The sequence below is a fragment of the Streptomyces sp. NPDC107521 genome, assembly GCF_055598485.1.
In genome coordinates this window covers 275511-296376 of the sequence record NZ_JBVKAT010000002.1, presented here as the reverse complement: position 1 = coordinate 296376, position 20866 = coordinate 275511, and the positions used below count along the sequence as shown (strand labels likewise).

The window sequence follows — 20866 nt, the reverse complement described above, 5'->3', positions numbered from 1 at the left end:
AGCCAGGAGTCCCGTGATCTGTGTCGCCGAGGCGCCCGCGGCGGGCGTCGGGGGCGCCGTCCGGGGCGGGTGGCCGGCGTGCCGGGCGGGTCCGCGGGCGGCGCCACGCCGCTCCGGACAGGCAGTTCGTCGCACATCATGATATTCGCCCCCTTTGTGCATATTTTGGGGCGGTGCTCTACGGGATCAGCGCCGCCATCGCCTCCTTCCTGCTCGCCGCCCTGCTGGCCGGGGCGCTGCGGGGCCCCGCCCTGCGCCTCGGTCTCCTCGACCGGCGCCGACGGCGGCCGGTGCCGCTGCTCGGCGGTGCGGCCGTCGTCCTCGTCACCGGACTGGTGGCGTGGGCCGGTGACGTCAGCGGCCTGGTGCCCCTCGGCACCGGCGTCGGGCGGCTGCTGGCGGCCGGGGCGGCCGTCGCCTCGCTCGGGCTGGCCGCCGACCTCTGGCGGCTGCGGCGGCGCTGGCTGTGCGCCGGCGCGGCCCTGGCCGCCGCCTGGGTGATGCCGTACGGGGAGACGGGCGTGGCCGGCGGCGCTCTGGCGGCGCTCTGGGTGGCGGCGGTCGCCACCGCCTTCCGGGGGCTGGACCACGGCGACGGTTCGGCCGGGACGGTGGCCGTGGTGACCGCCTTCGGCGTGGCTGCCTGCGCGGCGGCGGAGCTGATGGACGGGCTCGCGGTGCTGCTGAGCGTCCTCGGGGCGGCGCTGACCGGCTTCCTGCTGCACAACTGGCATCCCGCGCGGATCGCCCTCGGGGCGTGCGGCTCGCTCTTCGCCGGGTTCCTGCTCGCCTCGGCGGCGGTGTTCGCGGCGGCGGGGCACGGTCCCGGCGGCGGCGCCGGGGTGCTGTTCGCGCTGACCGCCACGGTGAGCGCCGACGCCGTCCTCGTCCTCCTCTCCCGGCGGCTGGCCGGGCGCCCCCTGCTGCGCGGCGCCCCCGACCACCTGCCCCACCGGCTGCGGCGGCTCGGGCTCACCCCGCGCGGCGCGGTCGCCGTCCTCGGGGCGGCGGCGTCCGGCGGGGTGCTCGCCGGGGTCCTGGCGCACACCGGCCGGGCGGACGGCGCGGTCGTGCCGTGGGCCGTGGCGGGGGTCGCGGCGCTGGGCGTGCTGGGGCTGCTGCGGGTACGGGTGTACGGGGCGCGGCGGCCGGGGACCCCGGTGTACGCCACCGTCGTCGGCGTTCCGGCCGGGACCGGGAGCGGGGCCGGGGCAGGGGCCGGGAGCGGTGCCGGAGCCTCGGTCGGGGCTGCGGCCGGGACCGGGGTCGGGGAGGGCTCCGGGAAGGTGCCCGGGGCGTCCGGAGGGGTGGCCCGGGGGGCGGTCGCCCGGTCCCTCCGGCGGGCGAATTTCCCGGTTCGTCAGGGCGGACCCCGGGAAGAGGCCCAGGTCAGCACGTCATTGCGTGTAAGGAACGGATAAGAGTTGAGCCCCCTGCGCTCACCTCTGTTGACCGGTCGCCGGGTCTCGTGCACACTTGAGCCTGTTCCACTCAAGTCAACTGGAGGAATTCACCATGGCACGTGCGGTCGGCATCGACCTGGGCACCACCAACTCGGTCGTCAGCGTTCTGGAGGGCGGCGAGCCCACCGTCATCACCAACGCCGAGGGCGCCAGGACCACGCCGTCCGTCGTCGCCTTCGCCAAGAACGGTGAGGTGCTCGTCGGAGAGGTCGCCAAGCGCCAGGCGGTCACGAACGTCGACAGGACCATCCGGTCGGTCAAGCGCCACATGGGCACCGACTGGAAGATCCACCTGGACGGCAAGGACTTCAACCCCCAGCAGATGAGCGCCTTCGTGCTCCAGAAGCTGAAGCGGGACGCCGAGGCCTACCTGGGCGAGAAGGTGACGGACGCCGTCATCACCGTCCCGGCGTACTTCAACGACGCCGAGCGCCAGGCCACCAAGGAGGCCGGCGAGATCGCGGGCCTGAACGTCCTGCGCATCGTCAACGAGCCGACCGCCGCCGCGCTGGCGTACGGCCTGGACAAGGACGAGCAGGTCATCCTGGTCTTCGACCTCGGCGGCGGCACCTTCGACGTCTCGCTGCTGGAGATCGGCGACGGCGTCGTCGAGGTGAAGGCCACCAACGGCGACAACAACCTCGGCGGCGACGACTGGGACCAGCGCGTCGTCGACTACCTGGTGAAGCAGTTCCACTCCGGCCACGGCGTGGACCTCTCCAAGGACAAGATGGCCCTCCAGCGCCTGCGCGAGGCGGCGGAGAAGGCCAAGATCGAGCTGTCCTCGTCCACCGAGACCACGATCAACCTGCCCTACATCACGGCCTCCGCCGAGGGCCCGCTGCACCTGGACGAGAAGCTCACCCGCGCCCAGTTCCAGCAGCTCACGGCCGACCTCCTGGAGCGCTGCAAGACGCCGTTCCACAACGTCATCAAGGACGCCGGCATCCAGCTCTCCGAGATCGACCACGTGGTCCTGGTCGGCGGCTCCACCCGCATGCCCGCCGTGGCCGAGCTGGTCAAGGAGATGACCGGCGGCAAGGAGGCCAACAAGGGCGTCAACCCGGACGAGGTCGTCTCGATCGGTGCCGCGCTCCAGGCCGGTGTGCTCAAGGGCGAGGTCAAGGACGTCCTGCTGCTCGACGTCACCCCGCTGTCCCTCGGCATCGAGACCAAGGGCGGCATCATGACCAAGCTGATCGAGCGGAACACCACGATCCCGACCAAGCGCTCGGAGATCTTCACCACCGCCGAGGACAACCAGCCCTCCGTCCAGATCCAGGTCTACCAGGGCGAGCGCGAGATCGCGGCGTACAACAAGAAGCTCGGGATGTTCGAGCTGACCGGTCTGCCGCCGGCGCCGCGCGGCGTCCCGCAGATCGAGGTCTCCTTCGACATCGACGCCAACGGCATCATGCACGTGACCGCCAAGGACCTGGGCACGGGCAAGGAGCAGAAGATGACCGTCACCGGCGGCTCCTCGCTGCCGAAGGACGAGGTCGACCGGATGCGCCAGGAGGCCGAGCAGTACGCGGAGGAGGACCACCGCCGCCGTGAGGCCGCCGAGAGCCGCAACCAGGGCGAGCAGCTCGTCTACCAGACGGAGAAGTTCCTCAAGGACAACGAGGACAAGGTCCCCGGCGAGGTGAAGACCGAGGTCGAGACCGCCCTGTCGGAGCTGAAGGAGAAGCTCAAGGGCGAGGACTCGGCCGCGATCCGCACCGCCACCGAGAAGGTCGCCGCCGTCTCCCAGAAGCTCGGCCAGGCCCTCTACGCCGACGCAGGTGCGCAGGCCGCGGGCGGTGCCCCCGGCGCCGGTGACAAGGCGGCCGACGACGACGTCGTCGACGCCGAGATCGTGGACGACGAGCGCAAGGACGGTGCGGCGTGACGGAGGAGACCCCGGGCTTCGACGAGAAGTCCGACGTCCCTTCCGGCGCCGCCCCTGACGCCGCCGAGCCGAAGGCCGCCTCCGACGAGGAGACGGCCCCGGCCGGGGACGCTAGCGAGACCGCGGGCCTGGTGGCCCGGCTGGACCAGGCACGCACGGCGCTCGGCGAGCGCACGGCGGACCTCCAGCGCCTCCAGGCCGAGTACCAGAACTACCGTCGCCGGGTCGAGCGGGACCGCGTCGCCGTCAAGGAGGTCGCCGTGGCGAACCTCCTGGGCGAACTGCTGCCCGTCCTGGACGACATCGGCCGCGCACGGGACCACGGCGAACTGGTCGGCGGGTTCAAGTCCGTCGCCGAGTCGCTGGAGACCGTGGTCGCCAAGATGGGCCTCCAGCAGTTCGGCAAGGAGGGCGAGCCCTTCGACCCGACGATCCACGAGGCCCTGATGCACTCCTACGCCCCGGACGTCACGGAGACGACGTGCGTGGCGATCCTGCAGCCCGGGTACCGCATCGGTGAGCGCACCATCCGCCCCGCGCGGGTGGGGGTGGCCGAGCCGCAGCCCGGAGCGCAGGCGGCCAAGTCCGAGGAGAACGGCGAGCCGGGTTCCGACGCCGCGGAGAGCAAGGGGAACGGTGGCCCGGACGAGGGCTGAGCCGGACACCAGGAGGAAGGAGGGACGTCGGGGATGAGTACCAAGGACTTCATCGAGAAGGACTACTACAAGGTTCTCGGCGTCCCCAAGGACGCCACCGAGGCCGAGATCAAGAAGGCGTACCGGAAGCTCGCCCGCGAGTTCCACCCGGACGCCAACAAGGGCAACGCCCGCGCGGAGGAGCGGTTCAAGGAGATCTCCGAGGCGAACGACGTCCTCGGCGACCCCAAGAAGCGCAAGGAGTACGACGAGGCCCGCACCCTGTTCGGCAACGGCGGCTTCCGCCCCGGGCCGGGCGCGGGCGGCGGCAACTTCAACTTCGACCTGGGCGACCTCTTCGGGGGCGCCCAGGGCGGGGGCGGGGCCGGCGGCTTCGGCGGCGGGATCGGTGACGTCTTCGGGGGCCTGTTCAACCGGGGCGGTGCCGGGCCCGGCGCCCGCACCCAGCCGCGGCGCGGCCAGGACGTGGAGTCGGAGGTCACCCTCAGCTTCACCGAGGCCATCGAGGGGGCGACGGTGCCGCTGCGCATGTCGTCCCAGCAGCCCTGCAAGGCCTGTTCGGGCACCGGCGACAAGAACGGCACCCCCCGGGTGTGCCCGACCTGCGTCGGCACCGGGCAGGTCGCCCGCGGCTCGGGCGGCGGCTTCTCGCTGACCGACCCGTGTCCGGACTGCAAGGGCCGCGGCCTGATCGCGGAGAACCCCTGCGACATCTGCAAGGGCTCCGGGCGGGCCAAGTCCTCCCGGACGATGCAGGTCCGCATCCCCGCGGGGGTGTCGGACGGGCAGCGCATCCGGCTGCGCGGCAAGGGCGCGCCGGGGGAGCGGGGCGGTCCGGCGGGCGACCTGTACGTGGTCGTCCACGTCAAGGAGCACCCCGTCTTCGGCCGCCGGGACGACAACCTCACCGTCACCGTGCCCGTCACGTTCACCGAGGCGGCGCTCGGCGGCGAGGTGCGCGTGCCCACCCTGGGCGGGCCGCCGGTCACCCTGAAGCTGCCGGCGGGCACGCCCAACGGCCGGACGATGCGTGCCCGGGGCAAGGGCGCGGTCCGCAAGGACGGTTCGCGCGGCGATCTCCTCGTCACCGTCGAGGTGAGTGTTCCGACGGACCTGACGGGGAAGGCTCGTGACGCGCTGGAGGCGTATCGCGAGGCGAGCGCGGACGAGGATCCGCGCGCGGAGCTGTTCCAGGCCGCGAAGGGAGCATGAGGAGATGGACGGTCGTCGGCGTAATCCGTATGAACTGACCGAGGACACCCCGGTCTACGTCATCTCGGTGGCGGCCCAGCTCTCCGGCCTGCACCCGCAGACCCTGCGCCAGTACGACCGCCTCGGTCTGGTCTCCCCGGACCGGGCGGCCGGGCGCGGCCGGCGCTACTCGGCCCGCGACATCGAACTGCTCCGCCAGGTGCAGCAGTTGTCGCAGGACGAGGGGATCAACCTGGCCGGCATCAAGCGCATCATCGAACTGGAGAACCAGGTCGCCGCGTTGCAGGCGCGGGTGGCGGAGCTGGCGGACGCCGTGGAGGGCGCCGCGACCGCGATGCGGCAGCGCGAGGCGGCGGTGCACGCCTCCTACCGCCGGGACCTGGTGCCGTACCAGGAGGTCCAGCAGACCAGCGCGCTGGTCGTGTGGCGGCCCAGGAGGCAGACCCAGCAGCCGGACTGACGCCGCGCCGCCGGCGTGCTGCCGCGGCTTCGTGGGCCCGACGATCCGATCACGGACCGTCGGGCCCTTCGCGCGCGGGGGCCCGGCCGGCCCGAGGCCCACCGGACCGCGACGGCGCCTGCCGCGCATGGGGCGGGCGGCGTTCCGGACCGCCGGGTACGTCGCCCTCTTCGCCGACGCCGGTTCCGCCACCGTCCAGCGGCGGGCGTCGTTGGGGAGCCTCGGCGGCCGTCAGTACGACGTCGTCCACATCGAGCCGCTGACCCCCGACGCGCCCCTCCCGCCGGTCCCGTGGGGACCAGGCGGCCTTCGAGCGGGACGCGGGTGAGAGGGCGCGGGCCCTGGCCGTGCCCGGTCCGGCGGGAGCTGGGTGCGGGGTGCCCGCGGCGGGTCCGGCACGGGCGGTGGAGCTGGAGCGCTCGGCCGGGATACGCCTCTACGCCCGCAGGGGCGACGCGGCCGGGACGGTGCGCCCCGGTACATGACCGTGCCCCTGATGGCCGACTCCGCCGACCGGCTGGCCGCGCTGGCGGTGGGGGGCGCGGTCGGTGGCCGTGGCGGGACGGGTGTGGCGTCCCCGGAACGGCTGAGTCGGGCCCGCAGCCGCCCGGCGCGGTGCGGGCGGGGATCCCGCTCCGGCCGACGGCCCGCTCGCAGGACTGCGAAGGACACCGCGGGGGGCAGGGTACGAAATCGGTGAACACTTCGCCCCGGAGTGTTCACCGATTTCAGGTACCTGCCGGAGGACGGGCCTTCCTCCCTCCGGCCCGCGATGCCCGTGGCCCTCAGCCGCTCCTCCTCGGACCGATCACCCACGGTGCCCGCGACGACGGCCGGTGGTCCGGCGGGCACGGGGCGGGCGGCCGGGAGGGGACCTGGGCCTGCCAGACGACGCGGGACGCCTGGACCCGGTTGTCCACGCCCAGTTTGGCGTACACCCCGCGGATGTGGTCCTTGACCGTGTGGGGGCTGATCCCCAGGGTCCTGGCCACACCGGGGTTCGAGGCGCCCTCCGCCAGCAGCCGTACGATCTCGTGCTCGCGGGAGCTCAGCCGGTCGAGCAGGGTGCGCGCCGCCGCCACCGCGTCCGCCGTGTGACCGGGGTGGACGTACTGGTCGACCAGGAACCGCGCGGCGGCGGGGCCGAGCACGACGGTCCCGGCGGCGGCCGCCCGCACCGCCCACGGCAGGTGCCGCATGGCGTGGCGGCGCAGCAGGGTCCCCCGGGCCCCGTGGCGCAGCAGCATCCGCGTGGAGTGTTCGGACAGTCCGCCGGTGAGGACCACATGGGCCGGGGCCGGGAGGCCCGCGGGTTCCGGGGCCGCGGAGGCTCTGGACAACCGGAGGACGTCCAGGGCCTGTTCGGGGCGGCTGTGGCTGCTGACCAGCACGTCCGGGCGGTGCGTCCGCAGCAGGTGCGGGGTGGCCGCCGCCGTCTCGCCGACGACCCGTGCCCTGCCGTCCTCCTCCAGGGCGCGCCTGACCCCGGCCCGTTCCAGCGGTTCAGAGCCGAGAACGCTCACGCGTATCACGATGGTCGGTCCCTCCCGGTCACTCCGTCGACAGCTCGCGGCGGCGCCCCGGCATCGGTCCGGGCGGGTGCCCCGGGCGGGTGCGCGGGCGGGAACGGGCCCGGCGCCGCCGGTGGTCAGCATGCAGGGTCCGCCCACCGCCCCAACACCTTCAGCTTGTTGCAACGAGGAGAAGGGGAGGACGTACAAAGAAGCCCGTTTCGGCATATGTCCGTTGCCCGCCGGGGTGAAGCCGTGTTGCGGACCCCGTCCCGGCCGCGCATAGTTGCGCTGCGGAAGGAGCCGGAACCGGGGGTGGGATGGGCGATGGCCGAGCGCGGAACGGAGCAGCATCCCCACGGTGCCGACCGGCTGTGCCGGGCCGGGGACCATGTGTACTCCCGTGCCGTGCGGCGTGGGCGGGTCCCGCGGGCCGACGCGGAGCCGGTGCCCTGTCTGCTGGAACTGGCGCTGCTGCACCCCGACCCGGACGACATGGACTGGCTGGTGCCGACGTCGCCGCAGGAGGTGATGACCCGGCTGCTGCGCGAGGTGTACGACGAGGTCAGCGCCAGCCAGCGGCGGGTGGGTTCGGCGGTGGAGGCGTTCGAGGCGTACGCGGGGCTGGGCGGGGCACTACGGACGCCGGCCGCAGCGGAGGGCACGGCGATCAGGGTGCTGGACGGGCTCTCCCGCATCCAGGCCGCGATGGACGAGGCGACCAGGGTCTGCACGACGGAGGTGCTGACGGTGCAGCCCGGCGGCATCCGGCGGGAGGCCGAGCTGTCCGAGGGACTGCACCGGGCGCTGGCGCTGCGCGGCCGGGGGGTGCGGATGCGGGACCTGTACACCCATGTGGCCCGGCACGGTCAGGGGCTGCTCAACTACCTGGAGCTGATGGGCGACACGGTGGAGGCCCGCACCCTGGACGAGGTCCTGGACCGGCTCATCCTCTTCGACCGCACGGTGGCCTTCATCCCCGCCAACGCCGACTGCACGATGGCGCTGGAGCTGCGGCACCCGGCGCTGATCTCCTACCTGGCCACCGTCTTCGAGCGGATGTGGCGGCTGGCGATCCCGCTGACCACGCCGCTCCCGGACACCGGGATCGAGGGCATCTCCCACCGCGAGCGGTCCATCGCGGCGCTGCTGGCCGAGGGCCACCAGGACGCGGTGATCGCGGAGCGGCTGGGGATCAGCGTCCGGACGGCCCGCACCCACATCGCCCGTCTCTCGGAGACGCTGGGCGCGGCCAGCAGGACCCAGCTCGGTGTGCGGATCGCCCAGGTGGGCCTGGACGGTCCGCATCCGGCGGCTCCGATCGTCACGGCGCCCCGGGCGCCTGTTCCAGAATCCCCGACCGTCCTATGAGGTAGCCGAGCCGGGCCCGGCTCTCACTGCCGAGGGTGGCCGCGAGCTTGGCGATGTGGACGCGGGCGGTCCGGACGTTCATGCCGAGGCGGTCGGCGATCACGGTGTCGGTGTGGCCCTCGACGAGGAGGCTGGCGATGGCGCGCTGGCGCGGAGTGACGCCGTTGAGCGTGGCCCGCCGCACGGGCCGGGGGTGCATGGGGACGGCCAACTGCCAGAGCCGGTCGAAGGTGTTGGTGAAGTAGGCGATGAGGGCCGGGTGGCGGACCTCCAGCGCGGTGGAGCGGTCCGAGCCGGCGGGGATGAAGGCGACGGTGCCGTCCACGACGATCAGCCGCTCGGTGACCTCGTCGAGGGTGCGCGCCTGGACGTCACCCGTGAGGCGCTCGTAGCGGGCGAGGACGTGCGGCGCGTGACGGTGCGTGTGCTGATAGAGGGTGCGGATGCGGCCGCCGCGGTCCAGGAACGCCTGGTCCCGGGCCAGGGACCGTTCGCTGTCCTGGACGGGCGGGGCGTTGGAGCCGAGGTAGGGCTGGATGGTCAGGGCCTGCTCGGTGGCCTGGGACAGCGCCTCGGTGATGGCCCGGCTGATCCGCTCCTTGCCCGAGACCGGCAGCAGGGTGGTGGCGCCCGCCCCCGTGTCGGACATCTCGTCCAGGAGCGGGCCGAACTCCTCCACCAGTCGCTCCTCGCGGCGCCGTTCGTCGGCGATGCGCCGGCCCGAGGCGCGCAGCAGGCCGTGCAGCGCGGCGACCGGAGGGGCCGGTTCGAGCATGCCGGGGCGCAGGGGCGCCGGGTGGAGCAGACCGGACGTGAGCAGACAGGGGGCCGCGCCGGCGTCCGGTACCGCCAGGTGCCCGTCCTTCAGTGCCTCCGGTACAGCCGCATGCCCGCGGCGCACACCTCTTCGGGTCCGTGAGCCGGATGTGGGCCTGTCATCGGTTCCCCTCCTCGGTCGTGGTGGGTCCGCCGTGCGGTGGCCGCGGGTGTGCGGCGCCCGCCGCCGCGGGTGGCGGCGGGTACGGCGGTGCGGGAGCGGGCGGTGCGGACGGTTCCGCGGGGCCGCTCCGGAATGATCGTCTCTCCGCGGCCCGCGGGGTGGCGGGCGACGGTGTGCCGGTACGGGGCGGTGCGGCCGGGGCGCGTGGCGGGGACGGCTCGTGGCCCGCCGGTGGCGGCCGGGGTGGTGGGGCGCGGGACGGCGCGCGGGCGGGGGCGACCGGGCGGGCCGTGGCCGGGCGCGCGCGGTGGCGGGGCCGTCGCCACGCCGGGAACGGGGCGGGGCGCTTCGCGCGGCGCGGCGCGGCGCGGCGGTGCGGAGGGCGTGGCCGGTGTCGCACGGCCCGTCCGGTGCGTCGCGGTGGGCCTCGGCGGTCACGCGGGGCGCTCCTCCCGGGGCTCAGTCGTCCTTTCTGAGGATTCCGGACTGGGCTATCAGATAGCCGAGTTGGGCCCGGCTGCCGCTGCCCAGGAGATGGGCCAGCTTGGCGATGTGGGCGCGGCAGGTGCGGACGTTCATCCCCAGGCGGCGGGCGATGGCCTCGTCCACGTAGCCCTCGACGAGGAGCTTGGCGATGGAGTGCTGGATCTCGGTGATGCCGCCCGAGTCGGCCTCGTAGGGCGCTCCGGCGCTGAGCGGCACGGCCCGGTTCCAGATGAACTCGAAGACGCGGACGAGGTACTGGACGAGTCCGGGGTGGCGCAGCTCCAGGGCGACCTGTCGGTCCTCGCGGACGGGGATGAACGCCACGGTCTCGTCGCAGATGATGAGGCGTTCCACCAGCTCGTCGATGGTGCGGTACTCCACCTTCCCGTCCGTGAACTGGTCGGCGTAGGCCAGCCGGTCGGGGCTGTAGCGGGCGGTGTGCTGGTAGAGCGTCCGGATGCGCACACCGCGTTCGATCAGCGGCCTGTCCCGTTCCAGCCCCTCCATCAGGCGTTTCTCGGGGCGGCGGTGGCTGCTGGGCTGCACGCTCAGCACCTCGGTGTGGCACTGCGCCGTGGCGAGGTCGAGGGCCGCGTTGATGCGGTCCAGTCCCTCCAGGACCGTGATGGAGTGGGCGGGACTGCTCCCCTGGGCACTGATGCCCATGAACGGTTCGAACAGCTCCGCCAGGGCGATGGACCGCTGGTGGTGCTCGTGGATCTGACGCTCGATCGGATGGAGCCGCTGGGCGAGGGCGATCGAGGGTGGAACGGGACGCATCCATTCGTCGTCATCCGGGTCGAGGCGCAGCAATGCCTGGTCCACCAGGCACGGAGCGGCCTCGACGTCGGCTCTGAGCACGCGGCCGGCCCTGAGGGCGTCTGCGTAGAGGCGGCTGCCCTGCGGGCAGAGCTTGGACGGCGAATGGGGATGCTCCGGATTCGTCCCTTTTGGCACTGAATATCCACCCCCCAGGGTCCTGAACATGCAGGAACATGATGCACTGATTGTGTGGCCATGATGTGCCTGAATGAGCCATCGTCTTATCGGACGGGGGAATGAGGGACCATCAAGTGAGGACGAAGCCGACTATGCGTATGAGAATGCTTCGCTCGGTGTTGGTTGCCACCTTCTCCGCCATCGTGGCCTTCGGTGTGCCGGCCGGCCTCTCGAGCGGGGCGAGTGGTGAGCACGGAGCGGACGGTGCTCACTCCGTGGCGACCGCTATCAAGGGCGGTGGGCCGGTGGCCCTTCCGGCCGACACCGTGTGGGACTGATCGCGATGACCACTCCACCCGACGACCGTTCCTTCCGGCGAGAGATGGCCACCGCGTACCGCTCGGGCTGGCACTTCATCGACCTGGTCACCGCGATCCCCCACCCCGGTGACTCGCTCATGGTGACCGTCTTCGGCGAGCCGGTCGTCGTCACCCTGGACGAGGACGGCGACGTGCGGGCCTACCGGTGCCTGCGACGGCCCCGGGGTGCGCCGCAGCCGGTGCGGTGCGCCATCCGGTACGGAATGATCTTCGTGAACCTCGACCAGCGGGACCAGAGTCTCCCCCAGCCCGAGACCTCCGGTACGAGGGCCACCACAGCCACCCCCCGCAGTGCCTGACGCGATTCCCCCGTCGCAACACATCGCTCAGGTGCTTCCCCCCGCAGCGGCGTCACCGTGACCTGAACACGGTGACGCCGCTGTTGTTTTCGGACGGCTTCGCCCGCTCCGGGTCCTTCGGCCCCCTCCCCGCCCGGTCCCCCGGCGGCCCCTGCCGGGCTCCTCCGTGCCCCCGCGCCGGGCCCCGCCGCCGGCATCCGTCCCGGCAATGGCCGGAAAACCCCTCGCGCCCGGCGCTCCTCCCGCTCGCGCCCGCGCGTTCCGTCGGCGCTCCCGGCCCGCGCCCGTTCCGGACCGCCCGCGCCCTCCCCCTCCGCCGTGCGGCCCGTCCGCCACGGGCCCCGCCCTCTTCGTCCCCGCGTCCGGCGGGTACCCCTCCCTCGCGGTCCGGCCGCGGCACCGCCCCCCCCGGTGCCGCGGCGCGGCCGTGTTCCGGAACGGTTCCGGTGTCGTTGGGCAGGGGACCGTGCCGGAACGGCCTTGAGTGGAATAGACTCAAGTTTGTGCACGCTGGCTGAGTCAGCACTGGGAGACGCAGCCGAGCCCGAGGACACAGGAGGAGAACCGGACCGTGGACGCCGAGCTGACCAACCGGAGCCGGGACGCGATCAACGCGGCCAGCAGCCGGGCCGTGACCGAGGGTCACCCCGACCTCACCCCCGCCCACCTGCTCCTGGCTCTGCTCCAGGGGCAGGACAACGAGAACATCACCGATCTGCTCGCCGCCGCCGAGGCCGATCTCGCGGCCGTGCGCTCCGGCGCCGAGCGCATCCTCGCCGGGCTGCCCAGCGTGACCGGGTCCACGGTCGCCCCGCCGCAGCCCAGCCGCGAGATGCTCGCCGTGGTCGCGGACGCGCAGGCCCGCGCCCGGGAGCTGGGCGACGAGTACCTCTCCACCGAGCACCTGCTCATCGGCATCGCGGCCAAGGGCGGCGCGGCCGGTGAGGTGCTCCAGGAGCAGGGCGCCGGAGCGAAGCGGCTCCAGGAGGCATTCCGTACGACGAGAGGGGGGCGCCGCGTGACCACCGCCGATCCCGAGGGGCAGTACAAGGCGCTGGAGAAGTTCGGCACCGATCTCACCGCCGCCGCCCGCGAGGGCCGGCTCGACCCGGTCATCGGACGCGACCAGGAGATCCGGCGCGTGGTGCAGGTGCTCAGCCGCCGCACCAAGAACAACCCCGTCCTCATCGGCGAGCCCGGCGTGGGCAAGACCGCCGTCGTCGAAGGGCTCGCCCAGCGCATCGTCAAGGGCGACGTGCCGGAGTCGCTGCGCAACAAGCGGCTCGTCTCCCTGGACCTCGGCGCCATGGTCGCGGGCGCCAAGTACCGCGGCGAGTTCGAGGAGCGGCTGAAGACCGTCCTCGCCGAGATCAGGGACTCCGACGGGCAGGTCGTCACCTTCATCGACGAGCTGCACACCGTCGTCGGCGCCGGCGCGGGCGGCGACTCCGCCATGGACGCCGGGAACATGCTCAAGCCGATGCTCGCCCGCGGCGAGCTGCGCATGGTCGGCGCGACCACCCTCGACGAGTACCGGGAGCGGATCGAGAAGGACCCCGCCCTGGAGCGCCGCTTCCAGCAGGTGCTGGTGGCGGAGCCGAGCGTGGAGGACTCCATCGCCATCCTGCGCGGACTCAAGGGCCGCTACGAGGCCCACCACAAGGTGCAGATCGCGGACAGCGCGCTGGTGGCCGCCGCGACCCTCTCCGACCGCTACATCACCTCCCGCTTCCTGCCCGACAAGGCCATCGACCTGGTCGACGAGTCCGCGTCCCGGCTGCGCATGGAGATCGACTCCTCGCCGGTGGAGATCGACGAACTCCAGCGCGCCGTCGACCGGTTGAGGATGGAGGAGCTGGCCCTCGGCAGGGAGACCGACCCGGCCTCCCGCGAGCGCCTGGAACGGCTGCGCCGCGATCTCGCCGACAAGGAGGAGGAGTTGCGCGGCCTCACGGCCCGCTGGGAGAAGGAGAAGCAGTCCCTCAACCGCGTCGGCGAGCTGAAGGAACGGCTCGACGGACTGCGCGGCCAGGCCGAACGCGCCCAGCGCGACGGCGACTTCGACACCGCCTCCAAGCTGCTCTACGGCGAGATCCCGGCCCTGGAGCGCGACCTGGAGGCCGCCTCCGAGGCCGAGGAGGAGGCCGCCCGGGACACCATGGTCAAGGAGGAGGTCGGCCCGGACGACATCGCCGACGTCGTCGCCTCCTGGACCGGCATCCCCGCCGGACGGCTGATGGAGGGCGAGACCCAGAAGCTGCTGCGGATGGAGGACGAGCTGGGCAGGCGCCTCATCGGCCAGGGCGAGGCCGTCCGGGCCGTCTCCGACGCGGTGCGGCGCAGCCGCGCCGGGATCGCCGACCCCGACCGGCCCACCGGGTCCTTCCTCTTCCTCGGCCCGACCGGCGTCGGCAAGACCGAACTGGCCAAGGCGCTCGCCGACTTCCTCTTCGACGACGAGCGGGCCATGGTCCGCGTCGACATGTCGGAGTACGGCGAGAAGCACAGCGTGGCCCGGCTGGTCGGCGCCCCGCCCGGCTACGTCGGCTACGAGGAGGGCGGCCAGCTCACCGAGGCGGTGCGGCGGCGCCCGTACACCGTGGTGCTGCTGGACGAGGTGGAGAAGGCCCACCCGGAGGTCTTCGACATCCTCCTCCAGGTCCTCGACGACGGCCGGCTCACCGACGGCCAGGGCCGCACGGTCGACTTCCGCAACACCATCCTCGTCCTCACCTCCAACCTGGGCAGCCAGTACCTGGTCGACCCGGTGGCCGGGGAGGCGGAGAAGCGGGAGCAGGTGCTGGAGGTCGTCCGCGCCTCCTTCAAGCCGGAGTTCCTGAACCGGCTGGACGACCTCGTGGTCTTCTCCGCGCTCAGCAAGGAGGAGCTGGGCCGGATCGCGCGGCTCCAGACCGAGGCCCTGGCCCGGCGGCTCGCGGACCGGCGGCTCACCCTGGAGGTCACCGACGGGGCCCTGGAGTGGCTCGCCGACGAGGGCAACGACCCGGCCTACGGCGCCCGGCCGCTGCGCCGCCTGGTGCAGACCGCCATCGGCGACCGGCTCGCCCGGGAGATCCTCGCCGGGGAGATCAAGGACGGCGACACGGTCCGCGTCGACCGTTTCGGCGACGAGCTGATCGTGGGCCCGGCCGGGGGCAAGACCCTGTAGCCCGCTCCCCCGGGCGCGCGGCCCGTGCGCCCGGCCGGGTGCCGGCGCCCCTCGCGGGGACACCCGCGCGGGGCGTCCGGTGTCCGGCGCGGGCGGCCGGATCGAGCCTTCCTGCCCCGGCGGGCGTGCGGCGGGCTTGCCACCCCCCTCCCCGCATGGGGGAGGATGGCCTGATCCGTACGAAGGGAAAATCACGGTGAGCATCGACCCGTCCTCGATTCCGAACTTCGGGGGCAAGCCCGACCCGCAGCCCCAAGGACCGGCGGGCCCCGTCGTCCCGGATCAGGATCTCGTGAAGCAGCTCCTGGAACAGATGGAGCTGAAGTACGTCGTCGACGACGAGGGCGACCTCGCGGCGCCGTGGGAGCAGTTCCGCACCTACTTCATGTTCCGCGGCGAGGACGACCAGCAGGTCTTCTCGGTGCGGACGTTCTTCGACCGCCCCCACACGATCGACGTGAAGCCGCAGCTCCTGGAGTCCATCGACGACTGGAACCGGCGCACCCTGTGGCCCAAGGTCTACACCCACACCCATGACGACGGCACCGTCCGCCTCATCGGTGAGGCGCAGATGCTCATCGGCATGGGCGTCAGCCTGGAGCACTTCATCTCCTCGACCGTGAGCTGGGTGCGCGCGGCCATCGAGTTCGACCGGTGGCTGGTGGAGCAGCTCGGCCTGGAGCAGGACATCGAGGGCTCCGGCCCCGACGCGGCCGACGGGGACGACGCCTAGGGACTCCGCACCACCACCGGGAGCCCGGTACGGACGCCGGCCACCCGGGCCGACGCCCGCACCGGGCTCCCGTGTGTCTCCGGGGCGCCCGTGCCGGTGGGGCCGGCGTCAGGACGACAGGCGCTTGAGGCGGGTCACCGCCTCCTCCAGGATCTCCGTGCGCTTGCAGAAGGCGAAGCGGACGAAGGGGGCGCCCGCCTCGCGGTGGTCGTAGAAGACCGCGTTGGGGATGGCGACGACGCCCGCGCGCTCGGGCAGGGCGCGGCAGAAGGCGAAGCCGTCGCTCTCGCCCAGGGGGCGGATGTCGGTGGTGACGAAGTAGGTGCCGCTGGGGCGGAAGACGCCGAAGCCCGCCTCCGTCAGCCCCGTGACCAGCAGGTCCCGCTTGGCCCGCAGGTCCTCGCGCAGATCGGTGAAGTAGGCGTCGGGCAGGGCCAGCGCCTCGGCCACGGCGTACTGGAAGGGGCCCGACGCCACGAACGTGAGGTACTGCTTGGCCGAGCGGACCGCCGTGACGAGGGCGGGGGTGCCGGTGACCCAGCCGACCTTCCAGCCGGTGAAGGAGAAGGTCTTCCCGGCGGAGGAGATGGTCAGCGTGCGCTCGCGCATCCCCGGCAGGCCCGCCAGCGGGACGTGCCCGGGGCCGTCCAGGACCAGGTGCTCGTAGACCTCGTCGGTGACCACCAGCAGGTCGCGCTCGACGGCCAGCTCCGCGACGGCGGCCAGTTCCTCGCGGGTGAGGACGGTGCCGGTCGGGTTGTGCGGGGTGTTGAGCAGCAGCAGCCGGGTGCGGTCGGTGACCGCGTCGCGCAGTTCGTCCAGGTCGAGCCGGAAGGCGCCGTCGCGCGGGCGCAGCGTCACGGGCACACGGGTGCCGCCCGCCATGGCGATGCTCGCCGCGTACGAGTCGTAGTAGGGCTCCAGGGCCACGACCTCGTCGCCGGGCTCGACCAGGGCGAGCAGGGCGGCGGCGATGGCCTCGGTGGCCCCGGCGGTGACCAGCACCTCGGTGCCGGGGTCGTAGGAGAGGCCGTAGCGGGCGAGCTGGTGGGCGGCGACGGCCTCGCGCAGCTCGGGGACGCCGGGCCCCGGCGGGTACTGGTTGCCGCGCCCGTCGCGCAGGGCCCGTACGGCCGCTTCGCGGATCTCCTCCGGGCCGTCGGTGTCGGGGAAGCCCTGGCCCAGGTTGATCGCCCCGGTGCTCGCGGCCAGGGCGGACATCTCGGCGAAGATCGTCGTGCCGAACTCCGCGAGCCGGCGGTTGAGGAGCGGGCGGTCGCTGCGGTTCATGGCGGTCATGGCCGCCATCCTGCGCCGAAGCCCTCCGGTCCTCAACCCGCCCGTGCGGCGGGGGTGTCCGGGGGCCGCCGCGCCCGGTGCCGCGCGAGGTCCCGATCGCCTGGGCCCGCCGTGCGCGCGCCGTCCCCCGAGCTGCTTCCGCGCAGGTCAGGAGGTGTTTCGTCGCGGGTACCCTCAGAAGTTGCTCAACTCGGCTTTGAGCGGTGCGCGGGGAGGGCATCCCCGGGGCACGCAACGCGTGCGGGGCGCCCACGGGGGGCCGCTTCGGGGGAATCGGAAGGAGGATGGTGCCATGTTCCTCGGCTTCATCCTGGCGGCGATCGTCATTCTGGTGGTGTTCGGTGTCCTGTCCACGGTGCGCGGCAGGGCGTCCGCCGCGCGGGCACGGCGGGGCGGCGGTGGGCGGCGGGGAAGCCGCGTCTTGCGGTCGCGCGGTTCCCACGGCGATGCCGGCGGGGGCGGGGGATCCGACGGCGGGTCGGGCGACAGCTGGTGGGCCGGCGGCTCGGGCGACTCGTCCGGGGGCGGGCACCACGGCGGTTCGTCCTGCGGGGGAGGCTCGTCCTGCGGGGGCGGATGCGGGGGCGGCGGCGACTGACGCGGGACGGAGCCGACCGACACGGGGCGGTCGGCTCCGCCGCGCGGGCGGGTCGCACGGGGGACACGCCCGCCCGTCCGCAGCCGTACGGGACCGTGCGGGGCCGCTGCCGCTGCCGCTGCCGCAGCCCTGCCGGGCCGTTTGCCGCAGGCATGTCGGGGCGGGTCGCACGGGGCCGTACCGGCTCCGTACCGGGTATCCGGGGTGACCCACCGCCCCGGCGGTCCGGCGCGGTGGTCCCGGGGCCGGGTGCGGCCACCCGGCCCCGACCGGCGGACACGCGGGGCCATGGCCGGGCGGGCCACATCAGGTGAACCGGGCGGCCGCAGGCCATGCCCGGCGGTCCGGGCCGTGGCAGCCCGTGCCGGGCGCGTCCGGCGTCCGGCGGGGGCGGCGGCCACGGCACCTGGTCATACCCCGTGGACAGGCGGGGACATGCGCGGCGGACGCACCGGGTGAGCCGGGCGTCCATGCTCCGTCCGCGACGGTCACGGGCCGCCGTACCGGGTGGGCCGCGTCCGACGGGGGCGGCGGTCACGCGCGGCCGTGCCGGACGGCCGCACCGGGTGAGCCGGGCGGCCACGGTCCGTGCCCGGAGGGTCACGTGCCGCCGGGCGGGACCCGTCGTATCCGGCCATCTCCCGCCCGGGTCCGCCGACTCCGCGCCGCGCTCCGCCCGCGCCCGTGGCGTGGCCGGAAACGTCCGCCGGGAACGCCACCCGGCGGGCGCTCGCGCCGGGACGGCGCGCACCGTCGGAACAGGGGGCGCGCGAAGGTTGAACAAGTGAGCTGGGGAGCCCTCTGACGGATGGAAACCCTATGAAGTTGGGTAAAAACACTGTGGCGGTCCCGCAGTTCGTGATTCGCTCTCATCTATCAACCCAGCCCATCCGACGACCTGTTGACCTCTTCTGACCGGTCGAACGGGCTGACCGGGCCGCGCCCTCGGTGACAGGCGCGCCGGCCCGCTTCCTCTCCATGCGTGCCTGCGGAGCCGTTCCATGCTCACGACCCTGAAGACCTCCTACACCGATACCCGTGCCGCCGATCTCGCCTGGGCCCTCGGGCGTGAGCCACTGCCCGCGCTGGCCAGTCTCGACCTCGAACTGCGCGGCGCGAAACTTCAGTTGAGACTGCTCGGGGCGTCCCATCAAGTCCTGCTGGAGGAGGAGAGGGGCACGTGCTCGGAGACGGTGGCGTGCATTCCGGGCAGCAGCACCCCCCTCCCGCTGGGCGTGGCCAAGCGGGTGGGCGACTGGGAGTACGAGTTCGCCGCCCGGGTGGAGATGCTCACACCGGGCTCCTTCGCGGGCCGCGCCCAGGAGCTGCTGGCCCTGGTCTCCGACCATCCGCACGGCCTGATCGGGGTGTTCCCGGGCAGTCCGCACGCCTTCACGGCGCTGCTGGCGCACCGGCATGAGGGGCATGTGCACTGGCGCACCTGGCACGCCTATCCGCAGGACGGACAGCTGGTGGCGACCCGGACCAGAGTGGGGGTGCGGCTGCCGTCGGCGGCCTGGCACCGGCCGTCCGGGGTGGCGGCGGGATAAACCCGACGATGCCGGTGGACCGCAGCTCTACACGTGTGGGTGACGAAGTGCGACGGTGTCGTGACGTAACGTCACTGCGTGATCGAATCGCACGCGTCCGCCCCGCCCGGCTCCCGGGCCGCCGGGCCCGGTGACCGGGCCGACGGCGACACCGCCGCCGGCGCGGGCGCGTGCGGCGCCGGGACGGGGGACGGCCCGGCGGGTGAGGACGCGGCTGCGCCGGGAGCGGGAGCGGGTGCGGGTGCGGCCGGTGCCGGGGCGCCGGGTGTGGTGGCGGCCGGGACGGGCGGGGCCGAGGCGGGGGAGGTCGGCGCCGGGGCGGGCGAGGCAGGCGCCGGGGCGGTGCCGTGGCTGCCCGTGCGGCCGGGCACCGGGCGGTTCCTGGTGCTCGCCGGGGTGTTCGTCTGCGCCGCCTGCGGCCTGGTGTACGAGCTCGAACTCGTCGCCCTCGCCTCGTACTTGATCGGCGACTCGGTCACCCAGGCGTCCATCGTGCTGTCCGTCATGGTCTTCGCCATGGGGATCGGCTCCCTGGCCGCCAAGCGGCTGCGGAGGTACGCGGCGGCCGGGTTCGGCGCCGTCGAGGCGGTGCTGGCCCTGGTCGGCGGCTCCAGCGCGATGGCCCTCTACGCGGTCTTCGCCTGGACCGGTGGCTGGGGCGGGCTCTGGGCCGACGGACCGCGGGTGCTGCTGGTCGCCTTCTCGCTCGCCATCGGCCTGCTGATCGGCGCCGAGGTGCCGCTGCTGATGGAGCTGATCCAGCGCATCCGGCGGCAGGACGCGGGCGGCGCGGTCGCGGACCTGTTCGCGGCGGACTACGTCGGCGCGCTCGTCGGCGGCCTCGCCTTCCCCTTCGTACTGCTGCCCTTCCTGGGCCAGCTCACCGGGGCGCTGGTCACCGGCACGGTCAACGCGGCCGTCGGCGCCGCCCTGGTCCTCGGCCTGTTCCGGCGGGACCTGAGCCGCCGGGCGCGCGGGCTGCTGATCGCCGTCAACGTCGTCGTCCTCGCCGTGCTGGCCTGCGCCACCGTGCTCGCCGACGACTTCGAGCACGCCGCGCGGCGGGCGATGTTCGGGCCGGACGTCCGGGTGGCCCTGCGCACCGGGCTCCAGGAGGTCGTCCTGGCGGGCGGCACGGGCGGGCGGCCCCTCGACCTGTTCCTCGACGGCCGGTCCCGTGCCGGGGGCGGCGACGAGCGGCGCTTCCACGAGGCGCTGGTCCAGCCCGCCATGGCGGGCCCGCACGCCCGGGTGCTGATCCTCGGCGGCGGTGACGGCCTCGCCGCCCGGGAGGTGCTGCGCCACCGCGACGTGCGGCGGGTCGACCTCGTCGAGGCCGATCCGGGACTGGTGCGGCTGGCCCGGCGGGACCCGGGGCTGTCGGCGCTCAACGAGCACGCCCTCGACGACCCCCGGCTGCGCGTCGCCGGTCCCGACGCCTTCGGCCGGCTGCGCGCGACCGCCACCGGCAGCTATGACGTGGTGGTCTCGGACCTGCCGGACCCGGGCGTCACCGAGGGCACGAAGCTGTACTCGCAGGAGTTCTACGGGATCGTCCGGCGGGTGCTCGCCCCCGGCGGGCGGCTGGCCGTGCACGCGGGGCCGGTGCTGCCCCGCCCCCGGGCGTTCTGGACGGTCGACGCGACGCTCCGCGCGGCGGGGCTGCGCGCCACCGCGTACCGCCTCGCCGGCCCCGCCGCGGCGGCCCCCGGCGCGCCGGGGGACTGGGGGTTCCTGCTGGCCGCCGAGGGCGGCCGGGCTCCCGCGCTGCGCCTCCCTGCGGACGTGCGGCCGTTCACGCTCGCCCCGGGCTCCCTGGCCGCCGCCGCTGCCTCGGCCGCGGCGACCAGGGTGCCGGGGCTGCCGCCGTCGACACTGGTGCACCCGCGCCACTGACGGCACGGGGGAG

The 20866-nt window shown here is 73.9% G+C and carries 14 protein-coding genes and 1 pseudogene; 11 read left to right on the top strand and 4 right to left on the bottom strand.

Going from position 1 to position 20866, the window contains the following annotated elements:
- The first annotated feature begins 173 nt into the window (after positions 1-173).
- From ACZ7LB_RS04420 to ACZ7LB_RS04400, 5 genes are all read left to right on the top strand, one after another.
- Positions 174-1421, top strand: coding sequence for an MraY family glycosyltransferase (locus ACZ7LB_RS04420; RefSeq protein WP_471465329.1), 1248 nt, complete (start codon positions 174-176; stop codon positions 1419-1421).
- A gap of 94 nt (positions 1422-1515) precedes the next feature.
- Positions 1516-3354, top strand: coding sequence for a molecular chaperone DnaK (gene dnaK / locus ACZ7LB_RS04415; protein ID WP_471465328.1), 1839 nt, complete (start codon positions 1516-1518; stop codon positions 3352-3354).
- On the top strand, positions 3351-4010 hold the full coding sequence (gene grpE, locus ACZ7LB_RS04410; RefSeq protein ID WP_161229534.1) for a nucleotide exchange factor GrpE: 660 nt from the start codon (positions 3351-3353) through the stop codon (positions 4008-4010). The genes dnaK and grpE overlap by 4 nt, the downstream gene beginning before the upstream one ends.
- A 33-nt stretch (positions 4011-4043) precedes the next feature.
- Positions 4044-5222, top strand: coding sequence for a molecular chaperone DnaJ (gene dnaJ / locus ACZ7LB_RS04405; protein ID WP_471465327.1), 1179 nt, complete (start codon positions 4044-4046; stop codon positions 5220-5222).
- 4 nt (positions 5223-5226) lie between these two features.
- Positions 5227-5682 carry a heat shock protein transcriptional repressor HspR gene (locus ACZ7LB_RS04400; RefSeq protein WP_471465326.1) on the top strand — a complete coding sequence of 152 codons (456 nt, stop codon included), beginning with the start codon at positions 5227-5229 and terminating at the stop codon, positions 5680-5682.
- 785 nt (positions 5683-6467) lie between these two features.
- On the opposite strand, the gene ACZ7LB_RS04395 is transcribed toward ACZ7LB_RS04400, so the two are convergent.
- Complete coding sequence (locus ACZ7LB_RS04395) at positions 6468-7205, bottom strand: LuxR C-terminal-related transcriptional regulator (RefSeq protein ID WP_471465325.1); 738 nt, start codon at positions 7203-7205, stop codon at positions 6468-6470.
- Between the two features lie 315 nt (positions 7206-7520).
- Between ACZ7LB_RS04395 and ACZ7LB_RS04390 the strand changes: the two genes are divergently transcribed.
- A complete protein-coding gene (locus ACZ7LB_RS04390) occupies positions 7521-8564 on the top strand; it encodes a helix-turn-helix transcriptional regulator (RefSeq protein WP_471465601.1) in 1044 nt (347 codons plus the stop codon).
- Here the strand turns inward: ACZ7LB_RS04390 and ACZ7LB_RS04385 are convergent.
- Together ACZ7LB_RS04385 and ACZ7LB_RS04380 are read right to left on the bottom strand one after the other, a co-directional pair.
- A pseudogene (locus tag ACZ7LB_RS04385) lies at positions 8518-9503 on the bottom strand (helix-turn-helix transcriptional regulator). The gene ACZ7LB_RS04390 and the pseudogene ACZ7LB_RS04385 overlap by 47 nt on opposite strands.
- 460 nt (positions 9504-9963) lie before the next feature.
- Positions 9964-10977, bottom strand: a complete 1014-nt coding sequence (locus tag ACZ7LB_RS04380; protein ID WP_471465324.1) for a helix-turn-helix transcriptional regulator — start codon at positions 10975-10977, stop codon at positions 9964-9966.
- Between the two features lie 295 nt (positions 10978-11272).
- Between ACZ7LB_RS04380 and ACZ7LB_RS04375 the strand changes: the two genes are divergently transcribed.
- The 3 genes from ACZ7LB_RS04375 (at position 11273) to ACZ7LB_RS04365 (ending at position 15510) form a co-directional block, all read left to right on the top strand.
- Positions 11273-11608: a hypothetical protein gene (locus tag ACZ7LB_RS04375; protein ID WP_471465323.1), complete on the top strand. Its 336-nt coding sequence runs from the start codon at positions 11273-11275 to the stop codon at positions 11606-11608.
- 571 nt (positions 11609-12179) lie between these two features.
- Entirely contained in the window at positions 12180-14777 is a 2598-nt protein-coding gene (gene clpB, locus ACZ7LB_RS04370) for an ATP-dependent chaperone ClpB (RefSeq protein ID WP_471465322.1), read from the top strand.
- A 196-nt stretch (positions 14778-14973) separates the two neighbouring features.
- Positions 14974-15510 carry a YbjN domain-containing protein gene (locus ACZ7LB_RS04365; protein ID WP_471465321.1) on the top strand — a complete coding sequence of 179 codons (537 nt, stop codon included), beginning with the start codon at positions 14974-14976 and terminating at the stop codon, positions 15508-15510.
- Between the two features lie 108 nt (positions 15511-15618).
- Here the strand turns inward: ACZ7LB_RS04365 and ACZ7LB_RS04360 are convergent, their stop codons facing one another.
- The gene (locus ACZ7LB_RS04360) at positions 15619-16809 is read right to left on the bottom strand and encodes a pyridoxal phosphate-dependent aminotransferase (RefSeq protein WP_471465320.1); all 1191 of its coding nucleotides are present in this window, start codon (positions 16807-16809) and stop codon (positions 15619-15621) included.
- Between the two features lie 1599 nt (positions 16810-18408).
- On the opposite strand from ACZ7LB_RS04360, the gene ACZ7LB_RS04355 reads away from it, so the two are divergent.
- Together ACZ7LB_RS04355 and ACZ7LB_RS04350 are read left to right on the top strand one after the other, a co-directional pair.
- Positions 18409-18957, top strand: coding sequence for a DUF2617 family protein (locus ACZ7LB_RS04355; RefSeq protein WP_471465319.1), 549 nt, complete (start codon positions 18409-18411; stop codon positions 18955-18957).
- Between the two features lie 342 nt (positions 18958-19299).
- On the top strand, positions 19300-20853 hold the full coding sequence (locus ACZ7LB_RS04350) for a polyamine aminopropyltransferase (RefSeq protein WP_471465600.1): 1554 nt from the start codon (positions 19300-19302) through the stop codon (positions 20851-20853).
- Positions 20854-20866 lie beyond the last annotated feature (13 nt).